Here is a 26,170-nt window from a genome sequence, read left to right as displayed (position 1 = left end):
CGCAGCGCGGCAATGTCAGAGAGGTTTCTGCAGGATCGCGAGGTCGAGCCAGCGGCCGAACTTGCGCCCGACCTCGGGCATGGTGCCGGTCCGGGCGAAGCCCAGGCGTTCGTGAAAGGCGATGCCGGCCGTGTTCTCGGCGGTGACGCAGGCGACCATCACATGCTTGTCGGCGGCGCGGGCGGTGTCGAACAACCGCCCCATCAGCATCCGCCCGGCACCGCGCCCCTGCAGGTCGGGCGCGAGCAGGATCGTATGCTCCACCGTGTGGCGATAACCGTCGGTACCGCGGAAGGGAAACCAGCGGGCGAACCCGCGCACCCCGCCCTCGTCCCAGACGAAGAAGGGATCGCCCGAGCAGGTGATCTCGGCAATTTCGGCCTCGCTGCGCTCGGTCGCGTTGAAGATCGAGGTGGTCTCACGGATCACCCGGTTCCAGATCGCTCCCAGCGCGGGGGCGTCCTCGGGCGTGGCGGGGCGGATCATGACGGGTCTCCGGCAGCGGGTCTCGGCAACCGTGATGTCGCGTCGCGCGCGCCGCTGCAAGACCGATCCGAAGATCGCCGCGGCCCATCGCGGCAGAGCCATCGCAAGGCGCGCGTGTGGCGCAGCCCCCCGATCCGCTGGGAATATTCCGTCCCGACACCCTCCTGCGGCCTCGGGAGAGTGGGGTCGTGCCCCGAGACGTTGCGCCTGCCCAGCGTCGATTGTCGCAGCACCCTTCGCGCGGAGCACATTCGCGCCTATGTTGAAGACATGACACAGCTTCGCCCCATGCTCGCGCTTCTCGTCGCCCTGCTCTGGGCCGCTCCGCTCGCCGCCGCGCAGGAGGCGCCGGGGCCGTTGGAGCGATGGCTGGAGGAGCCGCGCGCGGCCTATCCGGTGGCCGAGGCGGAGCTGGCCGAATTCCTCCATGTCGCGCGGCCGATCATCGTCTTCGCCGACAACGCCAACGACCCGCAGTTCCAGCGACAGATGAGCTTTCTGGCCGAGCGAATCGACGACCTCGTGGCCCGTGACGCGATCGTGCTGATCGATACCGATCCCGCCGCCCGCAGCCCGATCCGGCGCGTGCTCAGGCCACGGGGCTTCGCTGTGATCCTGATCGGCAAGGACGGGCGCATCGCCCAGCGCAAACCTGCGCCCTTCACCGCGCGCGAGCTGATCCGGGCAATCGACAAGCTGCCCCTGCGCCAGCAGGAGATCCGAGACGCCAACCGCCCCGTGGGCGGCGCTGGGGCGCAAGCGCTGGAGACGCGCTGACCGTTTTGGCGCGAGCACTCCGCGTCCCGATCGGACCGGAACCGCCTTGCACGCTTCGGCTATCGCGTGCGGACACCCTTCCTCAGTCGACACAAAGCCTTGCGACGATTGACGATTGGCCCGCCCACCATCGGCAAAACGAAATGGACCGCCGGGATCACTCCCGGCGGTCCATCATGTCAACCGCTCCCGGCCAAGGCCGGGTGCGCGAAGGGCTCAGTAGCAGCCGTTCGCGTTCGGGTTGGTGACGCAGGGCGCGATGCCGCCGATGGCGCCACCGACCAGCGCGCCGGTGATCGCGTCTTCGCCGGTCAGTTCGGCAGCGGCAGCACCCGCGAGGGCGCCGGTCGCGGCACGCTCACCGGGGGTCGCGCCACAGGCAGCGAGGATGGCGGCGACGCCGAGCGCGCCGAAGAGTTTGAACTTGGATGCCATTCTTGGTCTCCGAAAATGAATGGTGGTGCCCCAGATGAGACCGTCACTGCCACTTCGCGCAAGCTCGTGCAAGAGAGCAACACGCACGGTTTCGCGCCTTGGGCACGCAGGCCATGGCATGGGCGACATCCCGCCACCCGCGCCCGGTTTGGACCGGGTCACCAGCCCTTGTCTTCCTCGTCCTCACCTTCACCCGGGACGTCGCCGAACACGTCCGGGAAGGAGCGGCGCGCCTGGGCCAGGTCGATCCTGAGCAGCGCGTCGTAGTCCTGCGGATCGAACGGCTCCTCGGCAGGCACCACCTCGCGGCCGAACAGCCAGCTCAGCCGCCCGGCATCGAGATTGCCGCGCACGAAGGGCTCCTCGCCGAAATGCGCCCAGAGCGCGGCCATGAAGCCCTCGTCGGCGCGGCGGTCGGGCGGGCGCCGGTCGCGGAATCGCTCGCGACGGATGATCTTCGTCGGCCCCTCCTTGGAGGCGCGGCGAATGGTGAACTGGAAATCGGTACCGGGCAGCCGGCCGGGAAATCCGCGATGCTTTTCCATGTCAAACTCGTCCTCGGGCAGCGCCGCGACGGGTGCGGCAGCCCGCCGGATACCGCGCCACGTCGGCTTTCGCCATTCCCAAATGGGTCTGGACGACCTGGAAGACGACGCGCCTGCTCCTTGAATGTGACTGCGCGCTGTCGTGATGCCTCGGGCTTTGCAGCGCAAGCTGGCGCCACGCCTTTTCGCTTGCTGCACTGGTGATGCGGGCTAGCTCGATCCGCATGTTGCTGACCATCGCCATTCTGTTCGTGATCGTCCTGGGATCGGTACACCATTTCGGATTGGTGCTGTGTCGGCACATCCTGCCCCCCGCGAAAGGCCGCAATTCGCTGGTACCGCTCGGCGCCTTCATCCTGACGGCATTGCTGCACACGTTGCACATCGCGATCGGGGCGATGCTCTACGTGTTGCTGCAGGAGCAGGCTTGGCCCGGCGGCTTCGGCGTTAGCTTCACCAACTGGATCGACTACGTCTATCTCTCGGCCATTGCCTTTTCGACCGTGGGTTTCGCCGATCTCGACGTGACCGGGCCGATGCGTCTGGTCGTCGGCGCGCAGGCGATGGCGGGCTTCATGATCATCACCTGGTCTGCGACCTTCATCTACGACGTCTCCGCCAAGCAGCTTGAAAAGCACCGCTGAGGGGTCAGCTCCCGGCGTGGCGCCAACCCGCGCGCCGTGCCTCGGCCTCCGAGCAGAACCAGCGTTCACCGGCGCCCGTGTCGATCTTCGTGCGGCCGTAATAGGGATCGCCCGGCATGTGGTAGATGCGTCCTCCGCCGGAGATGTTGCCCTTGATCGCGCAGCCACCAGCCTCGATGCGCTCCGGTGCGGGGTCAGGGATGCCCTGCCCTGCCCTCTTGGCCCGGCGCCAATCCCAGGGTGCCTGAACCTCGCCGCGCCAGATGCCGCGCCGGGCGGCGCGTGCTTCGGCTTCCTGTGCCTCGTAGGCGCGGGAATACTCGACATAGGCTAGCGCCAGCCCCTCCGAGACCAGCGTCTCGCCGATATCGGCACCATCCACGGCGCAGCGTGCGACGATGCGTTCGTAGCGATCGATGTCGACGGTCTCGCAACGCGCCTCGCGCCCCGCGAAACGCAAGGACGCCTCTTGCGTGACCCAGTCGCCGCAGGCCCATTGTGCGCCTGATCCGGTGTCGCAGCGCTGCGCGTTCTCGGGGGCGTCGACACCGTGCAGCCGCACCCGTGCGCCGCCCACGTCGAGCGTGTCGCCGTCGATCACGGCGACGATACCTGACGGGCCGGCTGCGGGAGCGGGCTCGATCGAGCAAAGCCCCAGAAAGGCGAAGATCGCGAAGCAGGCCATGCCGGAGATGTCGGCGCTTTCGACGCCCCCGGCAAGTGTTTCGTTAACGAATAGTTAAGGATTTCGTGCTAGGCGCGAGTCTCAGCGCTGCGCAACCCGCCAAGCGGGATGAATCCACGGCTTTTCCTGCAGCGGGTCGAGCTTGCGGCCGAGAATGTGATCGGACGCCTTTTCGCCCACCATGATCGACGGCGCGTTGAGGTTGCCATTGGTGATGCGCGGAAAGATCGAGCTGTCGGCGACCCGCAGCCCCTCGACCCCGATAACCCGGCATTCCGGATCGACCACCGCCGACGCGTCGTCGCGGGCGCCCATCTTGCAGGTGCCGCAGGGGTGATAGGCGCTCTCCACATGCTCCTTGATCGCCTCGTTGAGATCCTCGTCCGACTGATAGGCCTCGCCGGGCAGGATCTCGTGGCCGCGATAGGGCGCGAAGGCCGGCTGGGCGAAGATCTCGCGTGTCAGCCGGATGCAGGTCCGGAAATCCTCCCAGTCCTGCTCCGTCGACATGTAGTTGAAGAGGATTTTCGGCGCCTCGGCCGGATCGCTCGAGGCCAGCGTGACATGACCCCGCGAGCCCGAACGCATCGGGCCGACATGCGCTTGGAAACCATGCCCCTCCGCCGCCGCCTGCCCGTCATAGCGGACGGCCATGGGCAGGAAATGATACTGGATGTCGGGATATTCGACGCCTGCGCGCGACCGGATGAAGCCCGCGCTCTCAAACTGGTTCGACGCACCGAGCCCGGTGCGGCTCAGCATCCATTGCGTGCCGACCTTGCCCTTGCCCCAGAGGTTCCAGTGGCTGAACAGCGAGACCGGCTGGGTCGCGGCCATCTGGATGTACATTTCCAGGTGATCCTGGAGGTTCTGGCCGACGCCCGCGCGGTCGGCCACCACGTCGATCCCGTGCTCGGCCAGATGCGCGGCCGGGCCGATCCCCGACAGCATCAGGAGCTTGGGCGAGTTGATCGAAGAGGCCGCGACGATCACCTCGGCGCGCGCACGGATCACCTCGACCCGGCTGCCGCGCGAGATTTCCACGCCGGTCGCGCGCCCCTCTTCGATCACGACCCTGCGGGCCAGTCCCCGCACCAGGCTGCAGTTGTCGCGTTTGAGCGCGGGACGCAGATAGGCATTGGCCGCCGACCAGCGGGTGCCCTGCCAGATCGTCGCCTCCATCGGGCCGAAGCCTTCCTGCTTCTCGCCGTTGTAGTCGTCGGTGAGCTGGTAGCCCGCCTGCCCGCCGGCCTCGACGAAGGCGCGGGTCAGCGGGTTGTCGCGGGGACCGCGGGTGACATGAAGTGGCCCGTCATGGCCGCGCCGCGCGGGGTCGCCGCCGTGGCCGCCATCATGCCAGTTCTCCATCCGCTTGAAGTAAGGCAGCACGCTCGCATAGTCCCAGCCCTCGGCCCCCATCTCGGACCAGGTGTCGAAGTCGCGCGCATGGCCACGCACATAGACCATGCCGTTGATCGACGACGAGCCGCCGATCACCTTGCCGCGCGGCGTGGCGAGACGCCGGCCGCCCAGATGCGGCTCGGGCTCGGAGCGGTAGCCCCAATCGTAGCGCGACATGTTCATCGGGTAGCTGAGCGCGCCCGGCATCTGGATGAACGGCCCGGCATCAGTGCCGCCATACTCGATGACGATCACGCTCTTTCCCGCCTCGGACAGGCGATAGGCCATGGTGCAGCCGGCGCTGCCGGCCCCGATGATGACGTAGTCCGCTTCCATGTCAGGCTTCCTTCTGCCGGAGCGGCCTCGGGGCCGCTCGACGGTCGTCTTGTTGCGCCCCCTCGGGGGCCGGTTCAGAACGGGGCTTCGACGGCGCCCGTGGCCACGTAGACGGTCTTGAGCTGGCTCCAGTGCTCGATCGCCACCCGGCCGTTCTCGCGGCCCACCCCGGACATCTTCATGCCGCCGAAAGGCGCCTCGACCGGCGTCAGGTTGTAGGTGTTGATCCAGCACGATCCGGCCTGCAGCGCCGCCACGAAGCGGTGCGCACGGGCGATGTCGCGGGTGAAGACCCCGGCCGAGAGCCCGTAAATCGTCGCGTTGGCGCGCTCCAGCGCCTCTTCCTCGGTCGCGAAGCCGAAGACCGACATGACCGGGCCGAAGATCTCCTCGCGGGCGATGGTCATGTGGTCCTCGACATCGGCGAAGACCGTGGGTTCGATCCAGAAACCCTCGCCCTCTAGCCGGCCGCCGCCCGCGACCAGTCGCGCGCCTTCCTGCTGGCCCTTGGCGATGAAGCCTTCGACGATCTCACGCTGCCTCTCGGACACCATCGGCCCGAAATTGGTCGCCTCGTCGAGCGGGTCGCCGGTCTTCACGGCCTTCAGCCGTTCGGCCAGCCGGGCGAGAAACGCCTCGCGGATGCCGTCCTGCACGAAGACGCGGGTGCCGTTGGAGCAGATCTGCCCGGTCGAGTAGAAGTTGGCGTTGATCGCCGCCGAGACCGCGTCCTCGAGGCTGGCGTCGTCGAAGATCACCAAGGGCGACTTGCCGCCCAGTTCCATCGTCACCGATTTCATCCCCTCGGCGGCGGCGGCATAGACCTTGCGCCCAGTCGGCACCGAGCCGGTGAGAGAAACTTTCGCCACGCGATCGTCGCTCACCAGCCCGGCGCCGACCTCGCCATAGCCCTGCACCACGTTGAACACGCCGTCGGGCAGCCCCGCCTTTTTGAGGATCTCGGCCACCTTGAGCGCGCAGAGCGGCGTCGTCTCGGAGGGCTTGAACACCATGGTGTTGCCGCAGGCCAGTGCCGGCGCGGCCTTCCAGCAGGCGATTTGGGTGGGGTAGTTCCAGGCGCCGATGCCGACCGCGACGCCCAGCGCCTCGCGGCGGGTATAGACAAAATCCTCGCCGAGCTGGATGTGCTCACCCGAGAGGGTCGCGGCCAGCCCGCCGAAATATTCCAGCGCGTCGGCGCCGGAGGTCGCGTCGGCGACCAGGGTCTCCTGCAGCGGCTTGCCGGTGTCGCGGGTTTCCAGCTCGGACAGCTCGCGGTTGCGGGCGCGCATGATGTCGGCGGCGCGGCGCAGGATGCGGCCGCGCTCGGTGCCGGTCATCGCGGCCCAGGCGGGCTGCGCGCGACGCGCCGCTTCCAGCGCCCGATCGACGAGCGCCGGGGTCGCGGCGTGCAGATCGGCGATCTTCTCGCCGGTGGCGGGATAGATCACTGGAAGCGCCGCACCGGACGCGTCCTCGACATACTGGCCGTCGATGAAATGGCTGGCCTCGGGCTGGGTCGGATAGGTCATGACTGCGTACTTTCGGAATGGTGAAGGGGAGAGATCACTCACCACGCGGGAAGCGCTGGCTCTCCTCGAGAATGTTCAGGTCCATGTGGTTGCGCATGTACCGCTCGGAGGCGGCGCGCAGCGGCTGGTAGTCCCAAGGGTAATAGCCGCCCTGCCGGAGCGCCTCGTAAACGACCCAGCGGCGGGCCTGACTCTGGCGCACCTGGGCATCGACGAGGCCGAGATCCCAGCGTTCGGCGGCAAGCTGGCGGAATTGCTGCAGCGTTTCGGCATGGGCGGGATCGGTGGCGAGATTGGTCCGCTCGCCCGGGTCGGCCTCGAGATCGAAGAGCTGTTCGGGGTCGACCGGACAGGCGGTATATTTGAACCGCCCCTGCCGCAGGCCGATCAGCGGCGCGATCGACCCTTCGGCGGCGTATTCCATCGCCACCGGCGTCTTACGCCGGCCGCCCTGCCCCAGATGCACGAGGCTCTCGCCATCGGTCCAGGGCGTGACCTCGGACATGTCGACGCCGGCGAGCTGGCACAGGGTCGGCGTAACGTCGATGCTCGACACCGGGTCGGTGACGAGGCCGGGCTCCATGCCGGCCGCCGAGATCATCAGCGGCACGCGGGCCGATCCCTCGAAGAAGTTCATCTTGAACCACAGGCCCCGCTCGCCCAGCAGGTCGCCGTGATCTGACACGAAGACCACGATCGCCTCCTGGCGCGTGTCCTCAAGCACCTGCAGGATCTCGCCCAGCTTGTCGTCGACATAGCTGATATTGGCGAAATAGCCCTGCCGGGCCCGGCGGACCTGCTCGGGCGTGATGTCGAAGCGGTCCGAATCGCAAGCGTCCCACAGGCGGCGCGAATGCGGGTCCATCTCGTCATAGGGGATCGCCTCGCCCGGCGCGTCGAGATGGGCGCAGTCGTTGTAGAGATCCCAGTATTTGCGCCGCGCGACATAGGGGTCGTGCGGATGGGTGAAGCTCACCGTCAGGCACCAGGGCCGGGCGTCATGGCCACGCGCGAGGTCGTAGAGCCTGGCCTTCGCCTGATGCGCGACGTCGTCGTCATATTCGAGCTGGTTGGTGATCTCGGCCACCCCGGCGCCGGTCACCGAGCCGAGATTGTGATACCACCAGTCGATCCGCTCGTTCGGCTTGCGCCAGTCCGGCGTCCAGCCGAAATCGGCAGGATAAATGTCGGTGGTCAGCCGCTCCTCGAAACCATGCAACTGGTCGGGGCCGACGAAATGCATCTTGCCCGACAGGCAGGTCAGCCAGCCGGCCCGGCGCAGGTGATGCGCAAAGGTGGGGATGTCCGAAGGGAACTCGGCGGCGTTGTCGTAGACCCCGGTGCGGAATGGCAGCTGGCCAGACATGAAGGAGGCGCGCCCCGGCGCGCAGAGTGGGCTGCCGGTATAGGCGTTGGCGAAACGCGTCGAGCGGGCGGCCAGCTTCTTGAGGTTCGGCGCGTGCAGCCAGTCGGCCGGGCCGTCGGGAAACAGCGTCCCGTTCAGCTGGTCCGCCATGACGATGAGGATGTTGCGGCTCGGGGTCATTTCAGCTCCAGTTCCAGCGCGGCGAGCAGCTGTCGCGTGGCGGCGGGCCCGTCGGCTGGGCCGCCCGCGAGGCCCTGCTTGAGATACATCCCGTCGATCAGCGCGGCGAGGCGCTCGGCTGCATCGGAGGCACCCGCCCCCAGAAGTGGCCGCAAATCATGCGCGAGATTCGAGCGCAGCCGGCGGTGATAGATCCGTAGCAGCCGCGCGGCGGGCTCCGAGGTGCGGGCGAGGACGTAGAAATTGAGCCAGGCCGCCACCACTTCGGAGCGGAAGTTGGAGGGGCCGAAATTGGCGCGTAGGGTCGCGGCGACACGGGCGCGCGGGTCGCCCTGCGCCTCGATCAGCGCGTCGCGCACCTCGGCGGAATACTCGGCCAGCAGGTGCCGCATGGCGGCGAGGAAGATCCTTTCCTTGTTGCCGAAATAGTGATGCGCCAGAGCCGAGGACATGCCCGCGCGCCGGGCGATCCGCGCCACCGTGACATCGAGCGAACCCTGTTCGCCGATCTCCTCGATCGTCGCTTTGACCAAGGCCGCGCGCCTTATAGGTTCCATCCCGAGCTTGGGCATCAAGGGTCTCCTGATCCGCTCCGGTTCAACGACCGGGTTGCAACCGCGACCCTAATAGGCTTTTTATTGACGCGTCAATCAAGAACCAAAACACCACAGGAAGGACGACCATGATGCTTCGCACCACGATCAGCGCCCTGGCGCTCGCCACCGCCGCCACAGGCGCCTTTGCCCAGGACGCCGCCGAATGCCGCGACGTCGTGATGTCCGACGTCGGCTGGACCGACATCACCGCGACCACCGCCACCACCGCCATCGTGCTTGAAGGTCTGGGCTACGAGCCCGAGATCAAGGTGCTCTCGGTGCCGGTGACCTTCACCTCGATGTCGGATGGCGACATCGACGTGTTCCTGGGCAACTGGATGCCCACGCAGTCGAGCGAGATCGCCCCCTACACCGAGGATGGCAGCATCGAGACGGTGCACAAGAACCTCACCGGCGCGAAGTACACGCTGGCCACCAACGCGGCCGGCGCGGCGCTGGGCATCGCGAACTACGCCGACATCGCCGAGCATGCCGATGCGCTCGAGAACACCATCTACGGCATCGAGCCGGGCAATGACGGCAACCAGCTGATCCTCGAGATGATCGAGACCGATGCTTTCGGTCTGGGCGACTTCGAGGTCAAGGAAAGCTCCGAGCAGGGCATGCTGGCGCAGGTCGACCGCGCCTCCAAGCGCGACGAACCGGTGATCTTCCTCGGCTGGGAGCCCCACCCGATGAACGCCAACTACGACATGACCTACCTCGAGGGCGGCGACGACTGGTTCGGCCCGAATCTCGGCGGCGCCGAGGTCTACACCGTCACCCGCAAGGGTCTTGTCGAAGAGTGCCCGAATCTCGGCCAGCTTCTGAAGAACCTCGAGTTCTCGCTCGAGATGGAGAACGAGATCATGGGCTCGATCCTCAATGACGGGATGGATCCGCGCGAGGCGGCGCAGCAGTGGCTCGCCGCCAACCCCGAGGCCGTCGAGCCCTGGCTCGAAGGCGTGACCACGCTCGACGGCGGCGAGGCACTGCCCGCCGTCAAATCCGCGATCGAGGGCTGAGGGCCTTCTCGCCGGGCGCGCCGCGCATGGCGCGCCCCTACCCCGGCCCCGTTTCAGGGGCCGGGCCCGGATCTCAGGCCGCTCGGCGGCCCCCGCCCATCCGACCCGCGGCGCCCGGCGTCGCATTCCCGACACGGAGACCCCGATGACCGGACCGAACCGAGGCCGCGCGCCATGGAAATGACCATCCCCAAGATCCCAGTGGGCCGCTGGGCCGCCGATGGTTTCGACTGGCTGGAGACCAACCTCGCCATCGTCTTCGACACCCTGTCGCTGCTGCTCGAGGGCATGATCGACGGCATCCTGTGGCTGCTGCAGACGCCGCCAGAGTTGGTCGTCATCGCCGTCTTCGTGGGCCTCACCTACGCGTTGCAGCGCCGCTGGCAGCCGGCGCTGCTGGTCGCGCTGGGTTTTCTCTTCGTCCTCAATCAGGGCTACTGGGAAGAAACCACCGAGAGCCTGACGCTGGTGCTGTCGGCCTGCGTGGTCTGCATGGGCGTGGGCGTGCCGATCGGCATCGCCGTGGCGCACCGTCCCAAGCTCTATGCCTGGGTCGCGCCGGTGCTCGACCTGATGCAGACGCTGCCGACCTTCGTCTACCTGATCCCGGCCATCGTGTTCTTCGGCATCGGCATGGTGCCCGGCCTGATCGCCACCGTGATCTTCGTGCTGCCGGCGCCGATCCGACTGACCCAGCTCGGGATCTCCAACACGCCCACCGCGCTCGTCGAGGCCGCGCAGGCCTTCGGCGCGACCCCGCGCCAGCTGTTGTGGAAGGTCGAGCTGCCCTCCGCCTTTCCGCAGATCATGACCGGCCTTAACCAGACCATCATGCTGTCGCTGTCGATGGTGGTGATCGCGGCCCTCGTCGGCGCCGACGGGCTCGGCGTGCCGGTGGTGCGTGCGCTCAACTCGGTCAACACCGCGCTGGGCTTCGAGAGCGGATTCGTGATCGTCGTGGTCGCCATCATGCTCGACCGGGCGCTGCGGGTGAAACGAGGATGACCATGACCGATACGAGCAAACGCAACGCCGTCGAGTTCGACGCCGTCAACATCGTCTTCGGCGACAAGCCCGAGACTGCCCTGCCCTTGATGGACGAGGGGCAGGAGCGGCCCGAAATCGCCGAGAAGACCGACCAGGTGCTCGGCGTGCACGATTGCACGCTCGACGTGCCAGAGGCCGAAATCCTCGTGCTGATGGGCCTGTCCGGCTCGGGCAAGTCGACGCTGCTGCGGGCGGTCAACGGCCTCAACCCGGTGGTGCGCGGCGACGTGCGGGTGCGCATGAACGGCGAGATGACCTCGGTCACCCATGCCGACAAGAAGACGCTGCGCCAGATCCGGCTGCACCACGTCGCCATGGTGTTCCAGCAGTTCGGCCTGCTGCCCTGGCGGACGGTGCGCGACAATGTCGGCCTCGGGCTGGAGCTGGGCGGCATGTCCAAGGCCCAGCGCCGGGAGCGGGTCGAAACCGAGCTGGAGATGGTCGGTCTCGCCGATCGCGCCGATGCGCTGGTGGGCGAGCTCTCGGGCGGCATGCAACAGCGCGTGGGTCTCGCCCGCGCCTTCGCCACCGACGCGCCGATCCTGCTGATGGACGAGCCGTTCTCGGCGCTCGATCCGCTGATCCGCTCGCGGCTTCAGGACGAGCTTCTCGACCTGCAGGCGCGCAAGAAGCGCACCATCATCTTCGTCAGCCACGATCTCGACGAGGCGTTCAAGCTCGGCAACCGCATCGCCATCATGGAAGGCGGACGGATCGTCCAGTCGGGCACCCCGCGCGAGATCTTCACCCGTCCTGCCAATGGCTACGTCCGCGACTTCGTGGCCCACATGAACCCGCTCGGCGTGCTCTGCGCCCGCGACGTGATGGACCCCGACGCCCAGCTTGCGGCCGAGGGACAGGTGACGGCCGACACGCCGATCCTCGAAGTGATGGCGCGCATCCATGCCACGCCTGCGCCGCTGGACGTGACCGAGGGCGGCCGCGTCATCGGCCAGGTCAGCCCCGGCTCGATCCTCGAGCGGCTGGGCCAGATGCCGACCGACTGAGCAGCGCGTCGGGCGCGGCGGCGATCGCCGCCCGCCGCGCCCGCGCCTCACGCCAAGTGATGAAGATCACCGCGCCCATGATGATCGCACCGCCCAGCAGAGTGAAGGGATCGACCGGCTCGCCGAAGAGCAGCGCCCCGACCGCCACCGCCCAGACCAGCTGCAGAAATGTCACGGGCTGGGTCACGGTCAGCGGCGCCGCCGCGAAGGCCCGGGTCATCGTGTAATGCCCGGCGGTGCCGAGCCCCGCCGCCGCGAACAGCAAGATGAGCTCGGTCGCGCCCGGCGTCTGCCAGACCGGTAGCGCGAAAGGCAGCAGCCCGAGCGGCACCATCAGCGACATCATTGCGACGATTACTTCGGCCGGAAGATCTTCGGAGAGCCGCTTGACCACCAGGTAGCCCGAGGCGATCAGCATCGCCGTGCCCATCATCGCGACATGGCCCGGATCGATCTCGCGCAGGCCGGGCCGCAACACCACCAGCGCGCCGATGAACGCTGCCGCCACCGCAGCCAGCCGCCGGGGCGGCAGCCTTTCACCCATCAGCAAAGCCGCGCCGACCGTCACCCAGATCGGGTTGAGGTAGTTGATCGCCGTGACCTCGCCCAACGGGATGCGCGCGATCGCAAAAAACCACAGCCCGACCCCGGCGCTGTGCAGCACCGCGCGCAGGCTCAGCAACTTCCAATGCGACGGCGTGAGCCGCACCCGCGCCAGCGCCGGCAGCATGGGCAGCAGAAACGGCAGCCCCAGCGCGAAGCGCAGTACCGCCGTTTGTGCTGCCGGCAGCGCCGCGCCGACCGACTTGATCAGCACCGTCATGCCGACGAAGCACAGCCCCGCCGCCACCATCCAGCCGATCCCGACGAGCGGGGCGGAGGCCGGGCGCGAAATATATGCTGTCGTCATGTAAATCTCCTGCCGCCACAGGATCGCAAAGCCGGACCGGATGCAAGCCTGACCAGGCCGAGGTCCCGCTTGGCCGTTCTCTAACCGCCCAGCACCAACCCGGCGGCGATGCTCCACATCACCAGCGCGATGCCCGCATCGAGCACCCGCCACGCCGTCGGCCGCGCGAAGACCGGGCGCAGCAGCCGCGCGCCATAACCCAGCGCGAAGAAGAACACGAAGGAGGCCGTGACCGCGCCGGTGCCAAAGGCCCAAGCCTGCCCTTCGAAGCGCGAGGCGACCGAGCCCAGCAGCACCAGCGTGTCGAGATAGACATGCGGGTTGAGCCAAGTCAGCGCGAGGCAGGTCAGCACCGCCCGGCGCAGCCCCGCCGCGCCGTCATCGGCGGCACGCAATGCTTCCCCGCCCCGCCACGCGGCGATGAGCGCGCGCGCCCCGTAGACGATCAGAAAGGCCGCCCCGCCCCAGCGCAGCAAGGGCGCGATCCACGGCGCGGCGTCGGCCAGAGCCGCGAAGCCCGACACCCCCGCCGCGATCAGCACCGCGTCCGACAGCGCGCAGGTCATCACCACGGCAAGGACATGGTCGCCTCGGAGCCCCTGGCGCAGCACGAAGGCGTTCTGCGCCCCGATGGCGAGGATCAGCGACAGCCCGAGCGCGAGCCCGGCCGCGAAGGCGGAGAGGGAACCGACATCCATCCGCTCGCCTTAGCGGCCGCCCCCTGCCCCCGCAATCTCAGAACGGCACGTTGTCGGCCTGATCGGCGGCCACCACGAAACGCGCGACGACCTTCTTCTGGCCGGCCTTGTCGAAGGCGATGTCGAGCTTGTCGCCCTCGACGCCCACAACCTCGCCATAGCCGAACTTCTGGTGGAACACCCGATCTCCAGCGGTGAAGGAGGACACCGCCGTCATGTCGATGGTGATATTCTTGGCCTCGGCCGGCTGGCGCATCTGCCGCTGCTGGCCGCGGGCCTGCAGTCGCTTCCAACCGGGGCTGTTATAGACATCGGCCTTGGCGGCGTTGTCGTGCAGGCGCGAGCCTTGGATCGCGTCGATCGCGGGCGACGCGCTGGCCGCCATGCCGGCGGCGCCGTAGCCGCCGCCATAGAGCCCCGGCGGGGTCAGCACCTCGACATGGGTCTCGGGCAACTCGTCGATGAAGCGCGAGGGCAGCTGGCTCTGCCACTGGCCATAGACGCGACGATTGGCGGCAAACGAGATCGTGCAGACCTGCTCGGCGCGGGTGATGCCCACATAGGCGAGGCGACGTTCCTCCTCGAGGCCGCGCAGCCCGCTTTCGTCCATCGAACGCTGCGACGGGAACAGCCCGTCCTCCCAGCCCGGCAGGAACACCATCGGGAATTCGAGGCCCTTGGCGGCGTGCAGCGTCATGATCGACACCTTCTCGCCCTCCTCGGCCTGCTCGTTGTCCATGATCAGCGCCACGTGCTCGAGGAAGCCCTGCAGGCTGTCGAAGCTTTCCAGCGCCTTCACCAGTTCCTTGAGGTTTTCGAGCCGACCCGGCGCTTCGGGCGTCTTGTCGTTCTGCCACATCGCCGTGTAGCCGCTCTCGTCGAGGATCATCTCGGCAAGCTCGACATGGGTGTCGCTCTCATTGACGACCTGCGAATGCCAACGGTCGAGCGCATCGACGAGGATCGACAGCTCCTTGAGGCCCTTCCCGCCCAGAAGTTTGGTCTGCACCACGATGCGCGCACCTTCGACGAGGCTGACGCCGTTCGAGCGTGCGGCGCGCTGGATCGTCTGCACCGCCTTGTTGCCAAGGCCCCGCTTGGGCGTGTTGACGATCCGCTCGAAGGCGAGGTCGTCATCGAGCGAGACGGCGAGGCGGAAATAGGCCATCGCGTCGCGAATCTCGAGCCGCTCGTAGAAGCGCGGGCCACCGATCACGCGATAGGGCAAACCGATGGTCAGGAACCGGTCCTCGAAGGCGCGCATCTGGTGCGAGGCCCTAACCAGGATCGCCATCGAATCGAGGCCGATGGGCGCCATGCCCCGGGTGCCGCGCTGCGCCGCCTCGATCTCCTCGCCGACCCAGCGCGCCTCCTCGTCGCCGTCCCAATGACCAATGAGGCGGACCTTCTCGCCCTCCTGCTCCTCGGTCCAGAGCGTCTTGCCCAGACGCCCCTTGTTGGCGGTGATCAGCCCCGAGGCCGCGCCGAGGATATGCGGGGTGGAGCGGTAGTTCTGCTCCAGCCGGATCACCTCGGCGCCCTCGAAATCCTTTTCGAAACGCAGGATGTTGCCCACCTCGGCGCCGCGCCAGCCATAGATCGACTGGTCGTCGTCGCCGACGCAGCAGATGTTCTTGTGCCCGCCCGCCAGGAGCCGCAGCCACAGATACTGCGCCGCGTTGGTGTCCTGGTACTCGTCGACGAGAATGTAGCGGAACCAGCGGCGATACTGGTCGAGCACGTCGTCGCGGGTCTGGAAGATCGTGACCATGTGCAAAAGCAGGTCGCCGAAATCGACGGCGTTCAGTTCCCGAAGCCGAAGCTGGTAGGCGGCGTAGAGCTTGCGCCCCTTGCCGTCATAGGCCGAAGCGTCGGCGGTGGGCACGTTCTCGGGCGTCAGCGCCCGGTTCTTCCAGTCGTCGATGATCCCGGCGAGCATCCGTGCGGGCCAGCGCTTGTCGTCGATGTTCTCGGCCGCGACCAGCTGCTTCAGCAGCCGGATCTGGTCGTCTGTGTCGAGGATGGTGAAGTTCGACTTCAGCCCCACCAGCTCGGCGTGCCGGCGCAGCAGCTTGACGCAGATCGCGTGGAAGGTCCCGAGCCATGGCAGACCCTCGACTGTCTCGCCCAGCATCCTGCCGATACGCTCCTTCATCTCGCGCGCGGCCTTGTTGGTGAAGGTCACGGCGAGGATCTCGTTCGGCCGGGCGCGCCCGGTGCGCATCAGGTGCACGATCCGCGCGGTCAGCGCGCGGGTCTTGCCGGTGCCCGCCCCCGCCAGCATCAGCACGGGGCCGTCCATCGTCTCGACCGCGAGCCGCTGCGCCGGGTTGAGCCCGTCGAGATAGGGCGCGGCGCCGCCGGGCTGCGCCATGGCGCGTCGCGACAGGGGCATGGAGGCGGCCTCGAAGGCCTCGTCATCGGAAAAGCTGCTCATGGCCCCAATCTAGCCGTCGCCGTCCGTGAAGAAAAGCCGCGTTCCATATATGTTCACAACGCGGCGTTCTCGGGGCGAAATCGTTGGAAGTTCCCGCAGTTTCCCCCATCCGGACGGCGGATTCCGGCGCTTCGTTAACGGCCGAGCAGCGCTGCGATGCCAGTCTGGAGAGGCAACCACAGGATGGCCCTCATGACCGACCCCCGCTTTCTCCGACGCCCGCGGCTCAACATGCTGCTCGTGCTGTTCCTCGGCCTCGCCACCGCCGTCGCCTGGCTTTCCGTGGTTTACCTGCCGACCCCCCTGGTCAACCGCATGATGCGCGAGGATATCAGCCGCGAGGCCGAGCACTGGCGCACGCGGGTGCTGCACGCGCTCGAGAACGGCAGCATCGCCTTCGAGACCGGACAGATCAGCGCCGCCGATGCCGACTGGCTCGAGGAGGTGACGACGCTGTCGGATATCTACCGCTTCAAGCTCTTCACCGCCGAGGGCCGCGTCTTCTGGTCGTCGCGCCCTTCCGACATCGGCACCGTCAACGAGAAGCCGTACTTCCAGAGCATCGTCGCGCAGGGGCAGAAATACTACGTGGCCAATATGAAGCCGATGGACGAGGTCGACGGCCATCTGCACGCCGCCGCCGATCACCATTTGCCCGGCGACATGCTGTGCGTGGCGGAGATCTATACCCCGGTGATGCGCGACGGCCGCTTCGTCGGCGCGATCGAATTCTACACCGACATCACCGCGATGGGGCATACCTTCACCGATCGGCTGCGCACCATATTCCTCGGGCTGTCCAGCATTTCGCTGGTCCTGCTGGTGATGACCAGCGTGGTGATCCGCCGGGCCGGACGGACGCAGCTGCGGGTTCTGCGCCAGCGCGCCGAAAAGGAGCGCGAGATGATGGAGGACCAGATGCGGCTTGCACGAGAGGTGCGGCTCTTGGGGGAGCTGAACGAGTGGCTACAATCCTCGCGCTCGCTCGACGAGCTGTTCGAGATGGTCGGCCGCTTCATGAGCCACATCCTCCCCGAGAGCGAGGGCAGCGTTTACGTCTACTCCAACTCCCGCGACGTGCTGATGGGGGCGGCGAGCTGGAATGGCGGGCACCATTGCGACCACATCCGGGCCGAGGATTGCTGGGGCCTGCGCCGCGGCCGGACTTACAGCTTCGGCGCCTCCGAGGTGGACTTCCCCTGCGGCCACTCCGAGGCTCAGGACGAGCGTCCGTCCTTCTGCTTCCCCGTGCTGGCGCATGGCGAGACGGTGGGGCTGCTGCATCTCAAGGCCAAGACCGGCATCAGCCTCGAGACCTTCCGCTCCAGCCAGAAGCTCGCCCAGATGTGCGCCGAGCAGATCAGCCTCGCCATCGCCAACGTGGAGATGCGCGACCAGCTGCATGACCGGTCGATCCGCGATCCGCTGACCGGGCTCTACAACCGCCGTCACCTGACCGAAACGCTGCGCCGTCAGCTCGAGAGGGCCGCGCGCGAGGATCGCGCCCTGGCGATCCTTTCGGTCGATGTGGATCACTTCAAGCGCTTCAACGACACGCATGGGCATGATGCGGGCGACATGGTGCTGCGTGCGGTGGGCGCGGTGCTCGAACAGATCTGCGACGGCGACGAGACCGCCGCATGGGCGGCGAGGAGTTCATGCTGCTGCTGCCGGAGCTGGGTCGCGAAGCGGCGGCGCTGCGGGCCGAGGCGCTGCGCGGCGCCATCGAGCGGATCAGCGTGCGCTACGGCGAGAAGACCCTGCCGCGGATCACCGTCTCGATCGGCCTCGCCGTGCATCCCGAGGACGGCACCATGCCGCAGCAGCTGATGAAGGCCGCCGACGACGCGCTCTACGACGCCAAGGCGCGCGGCCGGAACCAGGTGGCGATCGCCGGAGAGGAGGATCCGAACCCGCAAGAGGCAACCGCGATGCTCCTGCCGGCGACGCCCGAGGAACCCGACGGAAGGCACGCCGCCGCCTGAACCTCCGTTAGCGCTATCAGTAGGGGGCGCCTATGACGCCACCACAGTATCTCGGGGCTATACTGCACCGCAGAAAGCCCTAGACTGCGCCCGACCAAACGGAAGGGGTGGACATGGCCGATTTCGAGAAAATCCTGATCGCCAACCGTGGCGAGATCGCGATCCGAGTGATGCGCGCGGCAAACGAAATGGGCAAGAAGACCGTCGCGGTCTATGCCGAAGAGGACAAGCTCGGGCTGCACCGCTTCAAGGCCGACGAGGCCTATCGCATCGGCGAGGGGCTCGGGCCGGTTCAGGCCTATCTCTCGATCCCCGAGATCATCCGCGTCGCCAAGATGTCGGGCGCCGATGCCATCCATCCCGGCTATGGCCTGCTGTCGGAAAACCCCGAATTCGTCGATGCCTGCTTGGTGGCCGGCATCACCTTCATCGGCCCCAAGGCCGAGACCATGCGCAAGCTCGGCGACAAGGCCTCGGCGCGCAAGGTGGCGATCGAGGCCGGCGTGCCGGTGATCCCCGCCACCGAGGTCTTGGGCGACGACATGGACGCGATCCGCAAGGAAGCCGCCGAGATAGGCTACCCGCTGATGCTCAAGGCGAGCTGGGGCGGCGGCGGCCGCGGCATGCGGCCGATCATGGATGAGAGCGAGCTTGTCGAGAAGGTCCGCGAGGGCCGGCGCGAAGCCGAGGCCGCCTTCGGCAATGGCGAGGGCTATCTCGAGAAGATGATCCTGCGCGCCCGTCACGTCGAGGTGCAGATCCTCGGCGACCAGATGGGCCAGATCTACCACCTGTGGGAGCGCGACTGCTCGGTGCAGCGCCGCAACCAGAAGGTCGTCGAGCGCGCGCCTGCCCCCTATCTCTCCGAGACCCAGCGCGAACAGATCTGCAATCTCGGCAAGAAGATCTGCCAGCATGTGAACTACGAATGCGCCGGCACGGTCGAGTTCCTGATGGACATGGATTCGGGCGAATTCTACTTCATCGAGGTGAACCCCCGCGTGCAGGTCGAGCACACCGTGACCGAGGAGGTCACCGGCATCGACATCGTGCGCGCCCAGATCCTGATCGCCGAGGGCAAGTCGATCGTCGAGGCCACCGGCTGCGCCTCGCAATACGACGTGAAGCTCGACGGCCACGCGCTGCAGTGCCGGGTCACCACCGAGGATCCGCATAACAGCTTCATCCCCGATTACGGCCGGATCCAGACCTACCGCTCGGCCACAGGCCCCGGCATCCGCCTCGACGGCGGCACCGCCTATTCCGGCGCGGTCATCACCCGGTTCTACGACTCGCTGCTGACCAAGGTGACAGCGCGCGCGCCCACGCCCGAGATGGCGATCGCGCGGATGGACCGGGCGCTGCGCGAGTTCCGGATCCGCGGGGTGAGCACGAACATCGACTTCGTGATCAACCTGCTCAAGCACCCGACCTTCCTGTCGAACCAGTACACGACCAAGTTCATCGACACGACGCCGGAGCTGTTCAAGTTCGACACCCGCCGCGACCGGGCGACGCGGCTGCTCTCCTACGTGGCCGACATCACCGTCAACGGCCACCCGGAGACCGAGGGCCGCGCCCTGCCCCCGCGCGACGCCAAGACGCCGCGCCCGCCTGCCGCGCGCACCGATGCCCTTCAGCCCGGCACACGCCAGATCCTCGACGAAAAAGGCCCCAAGGCCGTGGCCGAATGGATGAAGGCGCAAAAGCAGCTCCTCATCACCGACACCACGATGCGCGACGGGCACCAGTCGCTGCTGGCGACGCGGATGCGTTCGATCGACATGATCCGGGTCGCGCCCTCCTACGCCGCCAACCTGCCCGGCCTGTTCTCGGTCGAATGCTGGGGCGGCGCCACCTTCGACGTGGCCTACCGCTTCTTGCAGGAATGCCCGTGGCAGCGGCTGCGCGACATCCGCGCGGCGATGCCCAACATCATGACGCAGATGCTGCTGCGCGCCTCCAACGGGGTGGGCTACACCAACTACCCCGACAATGTGGTGCAGGGCTTCGTGGCGCAGGCCGCGACCTCGGGCGTCGACGTGTTCCGCGTCTTCGACAGCCTCAACTGGGTCGAGAACATGCGCGTCGCGATGGACGCAGTGATCGCGGCCGAGAAGGTCTGCGAAGGCACGATCTGCTACACCGGCAACATGCTCGACCCGGCGCGTTCGAAGTATGACCTGAAATACTACGTCGCCATGGCCAAGGAGTTGGAGAAGGCCGGCGCCCATGTGCTGGGCGTCAAGGACATGGCCGGCCTGCTCAAGGCCCCGGCGGCGACGCAGCTCTTCACCGCGCTCAAGCAGGAGGTCGGCCTGCCGATCCACTTCCACACGCACGACACCTCGGGCGCGGCGATCTCGACCGTGCTGGCGGCCTCGGCCGCGGGCGTGGACGTCATCGACGCAGCGATGGACAGCTTCTCGGGCAACACCTCGCAGCCGACGCTCGGCTCGATCGTCGAGGCGCTGAGCCAGACCGACCGCGACACCGGGCTCGACATCGAGGCGATCCGCGAGATCTCGAACTACTTCGAACAGGTCCGCGCGCATTACGCGGCCTTCGAGAGCGGGCTGCAGGCCCCGGCCTCCGAGGTCTATCTGCACGAGATGCCCGGCGGGCAGTTCACCAACCTCAAGGCGCAGGCCCGTTCGCTCGGCCTCGAGGATCGCTGGCACGAGGTCGCCAAGACCTATGCCGACGTGAACATGATGTTCGGCGACATCGTGAAGGTCACGCCCTCCTCCAAGGTCGTGGGCGACATGGCCCTGATGATGGTGAGCCAGGGGCTGACCCGCGAGCAGGTCGAGGATCCGAACACGGATGTTTCCTTCCCCGACAGCGTCATCGACATGATGAAGGGCAATCTCGGCCAGCCGCCGGGCGGTTGGCCCACCGCGCTGCAGGCCAAGGTGCTCAAGGGCGAGAAGCCGCTTCAGGATCGCCCTGGCAAACACCTGAAGCCAGTGGATTTCGAGGCCGCGCGCGCCGAGGCCCAGAAGGCCACCGGGGAGGCCGAGATCGACGACGAGGATCTCAACGCCTACCTGATGTATCCCAAGGTCTTCACCGACTACGCCAAGCGGCACCAGCAATACGGCCCGGTGCGCACCCTGCCGACCCGGACCTTCTTCTACGGCATGGAGCCGGGCGAGGAGATCTCGGCCGAGATCGATCCCGGCAAGACGCTGGAGATCCGGCTGCAGGCGGTGGGCGAGACCGGCGATGACGGCGAGGTCCGCGTGTTCTTCGAACTCAACGGCCAGCCGCGCACGATCCGGGTGCCCAACCGCAAGGTCGCGGCAACGGCCCAGAAGCGTCCCAAGGCCGAGATCGGCAATCCCGCACATGTCGGTGCGCCGATGCCGGGCGTGGTCTCCACGGTCGCGGTGCAGGCCGGCCAGAAAATCAAGCAGGGCGACATGCTGCTCACCATCGAGGCGATGAAGATGGAGACCGGCCTGCATGCCGAGCGCGATGGCAAGGTGAAGGCGGTGCACGTCACGCCGGGCGCGCAGATCGACGCGAAGGACCTGCTGGTCGAGATCGAATGACCCGCCTCGGCGCGATCAGCCTCGTCGTCCCCGATTACGACGAGGCGATCGCTTTCTTCGCCGGCCCAATGGGCTTCATCCTTACCGAGGATGTCGACCTGGGGGCCGGGAAGCGCTGGATCCGCGTGGTGCCGCCAACTGGCGGCACCGGCTTCATCCTCGCCCGCGCCGAGGGCGCCACGCAGCGCGCCGCGATCGGGGCGCAGGGCGGCGGGCGGGTCTGGCTCTTTCTCGAAACCGACGACTTCGACCGCGACGCGGCCCGCATGACGGCGGGCGGCGTGGTCTTCGAAGAGGCGCCCCGGCACGAGCCCTACGGCAGGGTGGCTGTGTTCCGCGACCCTTGGGGCAACCGCTGGGATCTCATCGAACCGGCCTCTGCGGGTTGAAGCGGGAACGCCTCGACGACTGACAGGTTGTTTCGCGACGCCCATGGCTGCCTGCAATCGGGCCGCTGCTCCCGGGCCGCGCAGCAATGATGGACCGCCATGATCGAGCTTTTCTCCGACCCCGCCGTCTGGGCTTCGTTCCTGACCCTCACCATCCTCGAGATCGTGCTGGGCGTCGACAACGTCATCTTCATCTCGATCGCCGCTGCACGACTGCCCGAAGCGCAGCGCCGTCGGGCGCGGGTGCTGGGCCTCGCCGGCGCGCTGGTGCTGCGCATTGGCCTGCTGTTTTCGATCGCCTGGATCGTCTCGCTGTCAGAACCCTTCACCACGATCCTCGGCCACCCGCTGTCCTGGCGCGACGTGATCCTGCTCGTCGGCGGTGCCTTCCTGATCTACAAGGCTGCCACCGAGATTTTCGCCGAAGTCGAGGGCGACAGCACCCACGGCGCAGAAACATCGGCCAAGGCGACCTTCTTTGGCGTGATCGCGCAGATCATCGTGCTCGATCTCGTCTTCTCGCTCGACAGCGTCATCACCGCGGTAGGCATCGCCGACCATATCGAAGTGATGGTCGCCGCCATCACCATCGCGATCCTGCTGATGATGGTCGCCGCCACCCCCATCGCCAACTTCGTCGAGCACCACCCTTCGACCAAGATGCTGGCGCTGGCCTTTCTGGTCATGGTCGGCATGTCGCTTGGCGCCGAGGGGCTGGGCTTCCACATCGAGCGGGGCTTCATCTACGCGGCGATGGTCTTCGCGGGCGGGGTCGAGGCGCTCAACCTGTGGCGCCAGAAACGGCGCGTTCGGGTGAGGATCGCCGCCGACAAGGTGCTCGCGAGCGAGGGCGAGCGTGCCGGGGTGATGCACCGGCACTGAGCCCCGGGCGGTCGAAGAAATCGGTGCGGGCCGTGCATTTTTCGGCTTGCACCTCCCCGCCACCCCCGCTACACCCGCCCCACGAAACGGAAGCGGGTGTAGCTCAGGGGTAGAGCATTACCTTGCCAAGGTAAGGGTCGTGAGTTCGAATCTCATCACCCGCTCCAGTTTCGATCTCCCCGACATCGACGAGACCTGAACCGCGCCAGCGTGACTGCTGTCGTTCGGCCCCTTACTTCGGCTTGGGCCGGCATGTCCTTCGAGGCCGTTCCGGGTTGTCGCCAAGCGTTGCAGTCAGCAGATGCAAGCCATTCCACTGCAGCACTACCTGGTGCCAGCATGGACTTGCGGTGCGTGCCATCCTCATTCTGGGAGAGCCCATGGGGCGCGGTCAGGTTGGCGTCAGCCCCCCTTGCTCCACACGAAACCGGGCCGGTAAGAACTTCCGCAAAGTCGCCCGGTTTTTCTCTCGGCCCCCTCTTGCACCTCTCCGCCGCCCCCGCTACATCCGCCCCACGAAACGGAAGCGGGTGTAGCTCAGGGGTAGAGCATTACCTTGCCAAGGTAAGGGTCGTGAGTTCGAATCTCATCACCCGCTCCAGTTTCGATCTCCCAACATCGCAGTGCCACCCTTGGCCCCGCCCCCGTCGCCGCATATACGGTCGGCGAAACCAGACGAGGGATGACATGCGGACCGCCAAGATCACCCGCACCACTGCCGAGACGTCGATCGAGGTCGAGATCGATCTCGACGGCACCGGGGCCTATGACAACCAGACCGGCGTCGGCTTCTTCGATCACATGCTCGACCAGCTGTCGCGCCACGCGCTGATCGACATGAAGGTGCGCGCCAAGGGCGATCTGCATATCGACGACCACCACACCGTCGAGGACACCGGCATCGCGCTCGGCCAGGCGCTGCGGCAGGCGCTCGGCGACAAGAAGGGCATCCGCCGCTATGGCTCGTGCCACCTCGCGATGGACGACGCGCAGGTGCGCGCGGCGCTCGACCTGTCGGCCCGGCCCTTCCTGATCTGCAATCTCGATTTCCGCGCCTCCAAGATCGGCAGCTTCGACACCGAGCTGGTGCAGGAGTTCTTCCAGGCGCTGTCGACCCATGGCGGCATCACGCTGCACATCGACCGCATCCACGGCCACAACACGCATCACGTCGCCGAAGCCGCGTTCAAGGCCGTCGCCCGCGCGCTGCGCGAGGCGGTGGAGCCGGATCCACGTCGCTCCGATGCGATTCCCTCGACCAAGGGGGCGCTATGAGCCTCACCGCGCTGATCGACTACGAAAGCGGCAACCTGCACTCGGCCCAGAAGGCCTTCGAGCGCATGGCGCGCGAGGGCGATGCGGGCGAGGTGATCGTCACCTCGCGGCCCGAAGACGTGGCCCGCGCCGATCGGATCGTGCTGCCCGGCGACGGGGCCTTTCCGCATTGCCGGAACGCGCTCTCGGCCCAGCCAGGTCTACACGAGGCGTTGGTCGAGGCGGTCGAGGTGCAGGGGCGCCCCTTCCTCGGGATCTGCGTCGGCATGCAGCTGCTGGCCGAGATCGGCCATGAATACGAACGCACCGAGGGGCTCGGCTGGGTGCCGGGCGAAATCGTGCGGATCGAGCCTTCGGACCCGAAGCTCAAGGTGCCGCATATGGGCTGGAACGACCTCGTCATCGATCGGCCCCATCCGGTGCTGGAAGGGATCTCGACCGGCGATCACGCCTATTTCGTGCATAGCTGGCAGTTCCGCCCGACCGACCCCGACACGCTGCTCGCCCATGTCGACTATGGCGGGGCGGTGACGGCGGTGGTGGGGCGCGACAACGTCGTCGGTGCCCAGTTCCACCCCGAGAAGAGCCAGGCGGCAGGGCTCCGGCTCATCGCCAACTTCCTGAACTGGAAGCCCTGATACGACAAGGCCCGCGCGGATTGCGCGGGCCTTCTGTTTCACGGGAATCGCTCACTTCAGGAAGGCGGCGAGATCCTCGTAGAACTTGTCGGCATGGGTCGCGGTGAGGCCGTGCGGCGCGTCGTCATACTCCTTGAGCGTCGCGTTCGTCCCCACCAGCTTGGCCGCGCGCCGGCCCGACGGGTCGATCGGTACGGTCTCGTCCTTGCCGCCATGCACGATCAGGGTCGGCACCTTGAAGGCCTGCATGTCGTTGCTGAAATCGGTCTGGCCGAAGGCATCGACGCAGTCGAGCGTGGCCTTGGGGCTGGCCTGCATCGCCATCATCAGCGACCAGTGCAGCACGCCTTCGCTGACCTTGTTGCCGTAGAACGACTTGAAGAACGTCTTCAGGAATTCCGGCCGGTCCTTGCGCAGCCCCTCCTTGATGCCCTCGAACACGTCCTTGGTGACACCGTCGGGGTTCTTCTCGGATTTCAGCATCCCCGGCGCGACCGAGGCGATCAGCCCGGCGGCGCGGACATTGCGCCCGTCATGGCGCGACATGTAACGCGCGACCTCGCCGCCGCCCATCGAGAAGCCGACGATGGCCGCGTCCCTGAGATCGAGCTCGCGCATCACCGTGTCGAGGTCGTCCGCCATGGTGTCGTAGTCGTAGCCTTGGAAGGGTTGTCCGGAGCGGCCGAAGCCGCGACGATCATAGGCGACGACCCGGTGGCCGGTCTCGGCCAGCCGCATCGCCTGATACTCCCACGAATCCGAATTGAGCGGCCAGCCGTGGATCAGCACCACGGGGCGGCCTTCGCCCCAGTCCTTCACGTAGAGCTGGGTATGGTCCTTGGTGGTGACGAGGGGCATCCGATGTCCTTCCCTTGATCGTTGACGGAAAGGAAAACCGGCACACCCCCCGCGCTGTTCCGGGCTATTGCACCTTCTGCCAGACCCCGCCCTCGCGGCAGAAGCCCAGCACGCAGCCCGATACCGACAGCCGGTCCCCGGCGAGCACGAGCTTCGAGTTGTAGGTCTTGCCGTTGTCTGGCGCGAAGACCTTGCCGCGATACTCGCCGCCGCCGACCGCCTTGGTTTCGGAGATGATGTGGCGCCCGAGATTGGGCGACGTGATCTCGGCACCATCGGGGCCATAGGCCTTGACCAGTTGCCCGCAGAGCTGCGCACCGCAGGGCGCAACCTGCACTAGGCCGCTGTTGCCGTTGTCGTCAGGCGCCGTGCGCCAAGTGCCGAGCAGCGGCTCGGCCGAGGCCGTTCCCGCCAATGCTATGGCCGCCAGCGCGGCCCAGGCCAGTCTCTTCATGGTTGTCTCCTCCTCCATACGAGGC

Annotated in this window: 23 protein-coding genes, 2 tRNA genes and 1 pseudogene; 13 read left to right on the top strand and 13 right to left on the bottom strand. The window is 67.1% G+C overall.

Features of this window, described 5'->3' with window-relative positions; genetic code table 11:
* Window positions 1-15: 15 nt before the first annotated feature.
* Window positions 16-486 carry a GNAT family N-acetyltransferase gene (locus tag FHS00_RS08545; RefSeq protein WP_183471838.1) on the bottom strand — a complete coding sequence of 157 codons (471 nt, stop codon included), beginning with the start codon at window positions 484-486 and terminating at the stop codon, window positions 16-18.
* A 270-nt stretch (window positions 487-756) separates the two neighbouring features.
* On the opposite strand from FHS00_RS08545, the gene FHS00_RS08540 reads away from it, so the two are divergent.
* Window positions 757-1,263, top strand: coding sequence for a DUF4174 domain-containing protein (locus FHS00_RS08540; RefSeq protein ID WP_183471836.1), 507 nt, complete (start codon window positions 757-759; stop codon window positions 1,261-1,263).
* Window positions 1,264-1,479: 216 nt separating this feature from the next.
* On the opposite strand, the gene FHS00_RS08535 is transcribed toward FHS00_RS08540, so the two are convergent.
* A complete protein-coding gene (locus FHS00_RS08535) occupies window positions 1,480-1,698 on the bottom strand; it encodes a hypothetical protein (RefSeq protein ID WP_183471834.1) in 219 nt (72 codons plus the stop codon).
* Between the two features lie 158 nt (window positions 1,699-1,856).
* Window positions 1,857-2,243 (bottom strand): hypothetical protein, encoded by a 387-nt coding sequence (locus FHS00_RS08530; protein WP_183471832.1) that lies wholly within the window; start codon window positions 2,241-2,243, stop codon window positions 1,857-1,859.
* Window positions 2,244-2,467: 224 nt separating this feature from the next.
* On the opposite strand from FHS00_RS08530, the gene FHS00_RS08525 reads away from it, so the two are divergent.
* Window positions 2,468-2,887: an ion channel gene (locus tag FHS00_RS08525; protein WP_183471830.1), complete on the top strand. Its 420-nt coding sequence runs from the start codon at window positions 2,468-2,470 to the stop codon at window positions 2,885-2,887.
* Between the two features lie 4 nt (window positions 2,888-2,891).
* Here the strand turns inward: FHS00_RS08525 and FHS00_RS08520 are convergent, their stop codons facing one another.
* From FHS00_RS08520 to betI, 5 genes are all read right to left on the bottom strand, one after another.
* A complete protein-coding gene (locus tag FHS00_RS08520; RefSeq protein WP_183471828.1) occupies window positions 2,892-3,572 on the bottom strand; it encodes a thermonuclease family protein in 681 nt (226 codons plus the stop codon).
* An 81-nt stretch (window positions 3,573-3,653) separates the two neighbouring features.
* Window positions 3,654-5,309: a choline dehydrogenase gene (gene betA / locus FHS00_RS08515; protein ID WP_221188765.1), complete on the bottom strand. Its 1,656-nt coding sequence runs from the start codon at window positions 5,307-5,309 to the stop codon at window positions 3,654-3,656.
* A 74-nt stretch (window positions 5,310-5,383) separates the two neighbouring features.
* A complete protein-coding gene (betB, locus tag FHS00_RS08510; RefSeq protein ID WP_183471826.1) occupies window positions 5,384-6,841 on the bottom strand; it encodes a betaine-aldehyde dehydrogenase in 1,458 nt (485 codons plus the stop codon).
* Between the two features lie 34 nt (window positions 6,842-6,875).
* Window positions 6,876-8,387: a choline-sulfatase gene (betC, locus tag FHS00_RS08505; protein WP_183471824.1), complete on the bottom strand. Its 1,512-nt coding sequence runs from the start codon at window positions 8,385-8,387 to the stop codon at window positions 6,876-6,878.
* The gene (gene betI, locus FHS00_RS08500; RefSeq protein ID WP_183471822.1) at window positions 8,384-8,959 is read right to left on the bottom strand and encodes a choline-binding transcriptional repressor BetI; all 576 of its coding nucleotides are present in this window, start codon (window positions 8,957-8,959) and stop codon (window positions 8,384-8,386) included. Before betI ends, betC begins: the two co-directional genes overlap by 4 nt.
* Window positions 8,960-9,069: 110 nt before the next feature.
* Between betI and FHS00_RS08495 the strand changes: the two genes are divergently transcribed.
* The 3 genes from FHS00_RS08495 to choV all read left to right on the top strand — a co-directional run bounded on the left by FHS00_RS08495 (window position 9,070) and on the right by choV (window position 12,062).
* A complete protein-coding gene (locus FHS00_RS08495) occupies window positions 9,070-10,008 on the top strand; it encodes a choline ABC transporter substrate-binding protein (RefSeq protein ID WP_183471820.1) in 939 nt (312 codons plus the stop codon).
* A 174-nt stretch (window positions 10,009-10,182) separates the two neighbouring features.
* On the top strand, window positions 10,183-11,013 hold the full coding sequence (gene choW, locus FHS00_RS08490; protein WP_183471818.1) for a choline ABC transporter permease subunit: 831 nt from the start codon (window positions 10,183-10,185) through the stop codon (window positions 11,011-11,013).
* Between the two features lie 2 nt (window positions 11,014-11,015).
* Complete coding sequence (gene choV / locus FHS00_RS08485; protein ID WP_183471816.1) at window positions 11,016-12,062, top strand: choline ABC transporter ATP-binding protein; 1,047 nt, start codon at window positions 11,016-11,018, stop codon at window positions 12,060-12,062.
* Here the strand turns inward: choV and FHS00_RS08480 are convergent.
* The 3 genes from FHS00_RS08480 to FHS00_RS08470 form a co-directional block, all read right to left on the bottom strand.
* Complete coding sequence (locus FHS00_RS08480; RefSeq protein WP_183471814.1) at window positions 12,013-12,972, bottom strand: DMT family transporter; 960 nt, start codon at window positions 12,970-12,972, stop codon at window positions 12,013-12,015. The two genes, choV and FHS00_RS08480, sit on opposite strands and share 50 nt — an antisense overlap.
* A gap of 80 nt (window positions 12,973-13,052) precedes the next feature.
* A complete protein-coding gene (locus FHS00_RS08475; RefSeq protein ID WP_183471812.1) occupies window positions 13,053-13,670 on the bottom strand; it encodes a LysE/ArgO family amino acid transporter in 618 nt (205 codons plus the stop codon).
* Window positions 13,671-13,707: 37 nt separating this feature from the next.
* Window positions 13,708-16,107, bottom strand: a complete 2,400-nt coding sequence (locus FHS00_RS08470) for an ATP-dependent helicase (protein WP_183471810.1) — start codon at window positions 16,105-16,107, stop codon at window positions 13,708-13,710.
* Between the two features lie 1,461 nt (window positions 16,108-17,568).
* Between FHS00_RS08470 and FHS00_RS17715 the strand changes: the two are divergent.
* From FHS00_RS17715 to hisH, 8 genes and pseudogenes are all read left to right on the top strand, one after another.
* A pseudogene (locus FHS00_RS17715) lies at window positions 17,569-18,092 on the top strand (GGDEF domain-containing protein); the annotation flags it as partial.
* A gap of 113 nt (window positions 18,093-18,205) precedes the next feature.
* Window positions 18,206-21,649 (top strand): pyruvate carboxylase, encoded by a 3,444-nt coding sequence (locus FHS00_RS08460; protein ID WP_183471808.1) that lies wholly within the window; start codon window positions 18,206-18,208, stop codon window positions 21,647-21,649.
* Entirely contained in the window at window positions 21,646-22,038 is a 393-nt protein-coding gene (locus tag FHS00_RS08455) for a VOC family protein (RefSeq protein ID WP_183471806.1), read from the top strand. Before FHS00_RS08460 ends, FHS00_RS08455 begins: the two co-directional genes overlap by 4 nt.
* Before the next feature lie 99 nt (window positions 22,039-22,137).
* Complete coding sequence (locus FHS00_RS08450) at window positions 22,138-22,920, top strand: TerC family protein (protein ID WP_183471805.1); 783 nt, start codon at window positions 22,138-22,140, stop codon at window positions 22,918-22,920.
* Between the two features lie 92 nt (window positions 22,921-23,012).
* Window positions 23,013-23,087, top strand: a tRNA-Gly gene (locus FHS00_RS08445).
* Between the two features lie 359 nt (window positions 23,088-23,446).
* A tRNA-Gly gene (locus tag FHS00_RS08440) sits at window positions 23,447-23,521 on the top strand.
* An 86-nt stretch (window positions 23,522-23,607) separates the two neighbouring features.
* On the top strand, window positions 23,608-24,195 hold the full coding sequence (gene hisB / locus FHS00_RS08435) for an imidazoleglycerol-phosphate dehydratase HisB (protein ID WP_183471803.1): 588 nt from the start codon (window positions 23,608-23,610) through the stop codon (window positions 24,193-24,195).
* Window positions 24,192-24,833 carry an imidazole glycerol phosphate synthase subunit HisH gene (gene hisH / locus FHS00_RS08430; RefSeq protein ID WP_183471801.1) on the top strand — a complete coding sequence of 214 codons (642 nt, stop codon included), beginning with the start codon at window positions 24,192-24,194 and terminating at the stop codon, window positions 24,831-24,833. The genes hisB and hisH overlap by 4 nt, the downstream gene beginning before the upstream one ends.
* A 51-nt stretch (window positions 24,834-24,884) precedes the next feature.
* Here the strand turns inward: hisH and FHS00_RS08425 are convergent, their stop codons facing one another.
* The gene (locus FHS00_RS08425) at window positions 24,885-25,691 is read right to left on the bottom strand and encodes an alpha/beta fold hydrolase (RefSeq protein ID WP_183471799.1); all 807 of its coding nucleotides are present in this window, start codon (window positions 25,689-25,691) and stop codon (window positions 24,885-24,887) included.
* Window positions 25,692-25,755: 64 nt separating this feature from the next.
* The gene (locus tag FHS00_RS08420; protein ID WP_183471797.1) at window positions 25,756-26,145 is read right to left on the bottom strand and encodes a DUF2147 domain-containing protein; all 390 of its coding nucleotides are present in this window, start codon (window positions 26,143-26,145) and stop codon (window positions 25,756-25,758) included.
* Window positions 26,146-26,170 lie beyond the last annotated feature (25 nt).

The sequence above is a fragment of the Limimaricola variabilis genome, assembly GCF_014195545.1.
Classification (GTDB): domain Bacteria; phylum Pseudomonadota; class Alphaproteobacteria; order Rhodobacterales; family Rhodobacteraceae; genus Limimaricola; species Limimaricola variabilis.
The sequence above is the reverse complement of the archived record's forward strand: the minus strand, read 5'-3'. Positions and strand labels throughout refer to the sequence as shown.

What these genes read in the sequence shown, in the direction of transcription:
- FHS00_RS08545 (WP_183471838.1), bottom strand. Translation starts at nt 486, where the DNA reads ATGATCCGCCCCGCCACGCCCGAGGACGCCCCCGCGCTGGGAGCGATC.
- FHS00_RS08540 (WP_183471836.1), top strand. Translation starts at nt 757, where the DNA reads ATGACACAGCTTCGCCCCATGCTCGCGCTTCTCGTCGCCCTGCTCTGG.
- FHS00_RS08535 (WP_183471834.1), bottom strand. Translation starts at nt 1,698, where the DNA reads ATGGCATCCAAGTTCAAACTCTTCGGCGCGCTCGGCGTCGCCGCCATC.
- FHS00_RS08530 (WP_183471832.1), bottom strand. Translation starts at nt 2,243, where the DNA reads ATGGAAAAGCATCGCGGATTTCCCGGCCGGCTGCCCGGTACCGATTTC.
- FHS00_RS08525 (WP_183471830.1), top strand. Translation starts at nt 2,468, where the DNA reads ATGTTGCTGACCATCGCCATTCTGTTCGTGATCGTCCTGGGATCGGTA.
- FHS00_RS08520 (WP_183471828.1), bottom strand. Translation starts at nt 3,572, where the DNA reads ATGGCCTGCTTCGCGATCTTCGCCTTTCTGGGGCTTTGCTCGATCGAG.
- betA (WP_221188765.1), bottom strand. Translation starts at nt 5,309, where the DNA reads ATGGAAGCGGACTACGTCATCATCGGGGCCGGCAGCGCCGGCTGCACC.
- betB (WP_183471826.1), bottom strand. Translation starts at nt 6,841, where the DNA reads ATGACCTATCCGACCCAGCCCGAGGCCAGCCATTTCATCGACGGCCAG.
- betC (WP_183471824.1), bottom strand. Translation starts at nt 8,387, where the DNA reads ATGACCCCGAGCCGCAACATCCTCATCGTCATGGCGGACCAGCTGAAC.
- betI (WP_183471822.1), bottom strand. Translation starts at nt 8,959, where the DNA reads ATGCCCAAGCTCGGGATGGAACCTATAAGGCGCGCGGCCTTGGTCAAA.
- FHS00_RS08495 (WP_183471820.1), top strand. Translation starts at nt 9,070, where the DNA reads ATGATGCTTCGCACCACGATCAGCGCCCTGGCGCTCGCCACCGCCGCC.
- choW (WP_183471818.1), top strand. Translation starts at nt 10,183, where the DNA reads ATGGAAATGACCATCCCCAAGATCCCAGTGGGCCGCTGGGCCGCCGAT.
- choV (WP_183471816.1), top strand. Translation starts at nt 11,016, where the DNA reads ATGACCGATACGAGCAAACGCAACGCCGTCGAGTTCGACGCCGTCAAC.
- FHS00_RS08480 (WP_183471814.1), bottom strand. Translation starts at nt 12,972, where the DNA reads ATGACGACAGCATATATTTCGCGCCCGGCCTCCGCCCCGCTCGTCGGG.
- FHS00_RS08475 (WP_183471812.1), bottom strand. Translation starts at nt 13,670, where the DNA reads ATGGATGTCGGTTCCCTCTCCGCCTTCGCGGCCGGGCTCGCGCTCGGG.
- FHS00_RS08470 (WP_183471810.1), bottom strand. Translation starts at nt 16,107, where the DNA reads ATGAGCAGCTTTTCCGATGACGAGGCCTTCGAGGCCGCCTCCATGCCC.
- FHS00_RS08460 (WP_183471808.1), top strand. Translation starts at nt 18,206, where the DNA reads ATGGCCGATTTCGAGAAAATCCTGATCGCCAACCGTGGCGAGATCGCG.
- FHS00_RS08455 (WP_183471806.1), top strand. Translation starts at nt 21,646, where the DNA reads ATGACCCGCCTCGGCGCGATCAGCCTCGTCGTCCCCGATTACGACGAG.
- FHS00_RS08450 (WP_183471805.1), top strand. Translation starts at nt 22,138, where the DNA reads ATGATCGAGCTTTTCTCCGACCCCGCCGTCTGGGCTTCGTTCCTGACC.
- hisB (WP_183471803.1), top strand. Translation starts at nt 23,608, where the DNA reads ATGCGGACCGCCAAGATCACCCGCACCACTGCCGAGACGTCGATCGAG.
- hisH (WP_183471801.1), top strand. Translation starts at nt 24,192, where the DNA reads ATGAGCCTCACCGCGCTGATCGACTACGAAAGCGGCAACCTGCACTCG.
- FHS00_RS08425 (WP_183471799.1), bottom strand. Translation starts at nt 25,691, where the DNA reads ATGCCCCTCGTCACCACCAAGGACCATACCCAGCTCTACGTGAAGGAC.
- FHS00_RS08420 (WP_183471797.1), bottom strand. Translation starts at nt 26,145, where the DNA reads ATGAAGAGACTGGCCTGGGCCGCGCTGGCGGCCATAGCATTGGCGGGA.